Source organism: Hymenobacter crusticola, from assembly GCF_002154225.1.
GTDB classification, from domain to species: Bacteria; Bacteroidota; Bacteroidia; order Cytophagales; family Hymenobacteraceae; genus Hymenobacter; species Hymenobacter crusticola.
In genome coordinates this window covers 1-1,719 of record NZ_MTSE01000096.1, presented here as the reverse complement: position 1 = coordinate 1,719, position 1,719 = coordinate 1, and the positions used below count along the sequence as shown (strand labels likewise).

At 67.5% G+C, this 1,719-nt stretch carries 1 protein-coding gene; it reads left to right on the top strand.

Annotated elements, in window-relative coordinates; translation table 11 throughout:
• Positions 1-143 precede the first annotated feature (143 nt).
• Positions 144-971 (top strand): alpha/beta fold hydrolase, encoded by an 828-nt coding sequence (locus tag BXP70_RS31170; protein ID WP_218779901.1) that lies wholly within the window; start codon positions 144-146, stop codon positions 969-971.
• Positions 972-1,719 lie beyond the last annotated feature (748 nt).

The window sequence follows — 1,719 nt, the reverse complement described above, 5'->3', positions numbered from 1 at the left end:
AGAAAAGCAGTCGGTTCCACGGGCGGCTTTCGTCCTTGCCGGGCCGTTCTGCGTTGTAGGGGAGCCGGGCACCGCCGTTTCGGCGGGCCGGTAGGTACCGCCCGGCGGCTACTGGCTTGTTTCCCTTCCCCTACTGCTGTTTTATGAACCTGCACTTTGTTCGCCGCGGCACCGGCCGCCCCCTGTTACTAGTGCACGGCATCGGCGGCAGCTGGCGGTCCTGGAACACCCTGCTCGACGTGCTGGCCGCCGAGCGCGACGTGCTGGCCGTGGACTTGCCCGGCCACGGCCAGACCCCCCAGCTGGCCGGCGAAAACTCGATCGCCACCTTGGCCGACGCCGTGACGGGCTTTCTCACCCAGCACGAGCTGCTGGGCATTGATGCCGTGGGCAGCTCCATGGGCGCGCGCCTGGTGCTGGAGCTGGCCCGGCGCGGCGGGGTGCTCGGCGCGGTGGTCGCCCTGGACCCGGGCGGCTTCTGGCAGGGCTGGCAGATTCCCTTTTTCTACCATTCGGTGGACCTGTCGGTCAAGCTCGTCAAAGCCCTGCAACCGGTGATGCCCGCCCTGGCCGGTTCGGCGCTGGGACGCACGGTGCTGCTGCCCCAGTTTTCGGCCCGGCCCTGGGCCGTGGAGGCGCAGCTGGCCCGCGCCGAGNTCGGCCCGGCCCTGGGCCGTGGAGGCGCAGCTGGCCCGCGACGAGATGCACTCCTTCGCCCACTCGCCCGCCTTCGACGAATTGCTCGCCCAGCTGGCGCACGGCGAAGTGCAGCAGCCCGCCCCCCAGGGCAGCATCTCCGCGCCCCTAGTCATCGGCTGGGGCCGGCAGGACCGGGTGTGTTGGCCGAGCCAGTCGAAGCTGGCGCTGGCGAAATTCCCCGATGCGCGCCTGTATTGGTTTGCGCACTGTGGCCACTTCCCGCAGTGGGACCAGCCCGCCGAAGCCGCCCGCCTGATTCTGGCCGTGACTAGTCGCCAGCCCTTCCCCGAAACGGCCCTTGCCCGGGCCAAACCAGCCAAGGCCGCGCCCGCTTGGCCCACAGCGGCCGTCGCGGGGGCCGCTCNCCGCTTGGCTCACAGCGGCCGTTGCGGGGGCCGCCTTGGCGCTGGTGGCGGGTAGCCTCTGGCGGCGGTCGGCGCGTCGAAAAGGCAGGCAGCAGGACCGCTAGTCAGCGGCACCACGGCGTGGAGTAGCTGGCAAGGACGGGCGGGAAAAGCCCCCGCCTAGGAGCAGGACCGGGGCTTTCGGTTGCCACGGGGTAGTCGCTTCGCGCTTCTGGGCACCGCGTACCTGTGTGCCGGTGAGGCAGTCTACCCAGGTGCGGTTGCGCTTGTCCTGCNAGGAGCAGGACCGGGGCTTTCGGTTGCCACGGGGTAGTCGCTTAGCGCTTCTGGGCGCCGCGTACCTGCGGCAGTCTACCCAGGAGCGGTTGCGCTTGTCCTTGCCGGTGCTGAACAGACCGTGCGGGGCCCCCTCGTCGGTGGGGTTCTTCTTGCGAAAGGGCGGATTTACACGCCAAGCCCTCCTGATCAGAAAGGCAGCCCCAAAAGCCGGCGTAAAGCGGGCGATTCTCAGCAATTCAGTGGGTCTGCCAAGCTTAGCAATAGGGTAAGCAAGCCTGATTTATAATAGGGTATAATTTAGACAGTTGGGTGCTTAGCGTGTAAGGCCACCCATTTGCAACCAGAACCTCTTACCTAGTTAAGCTCAATGGCCTTT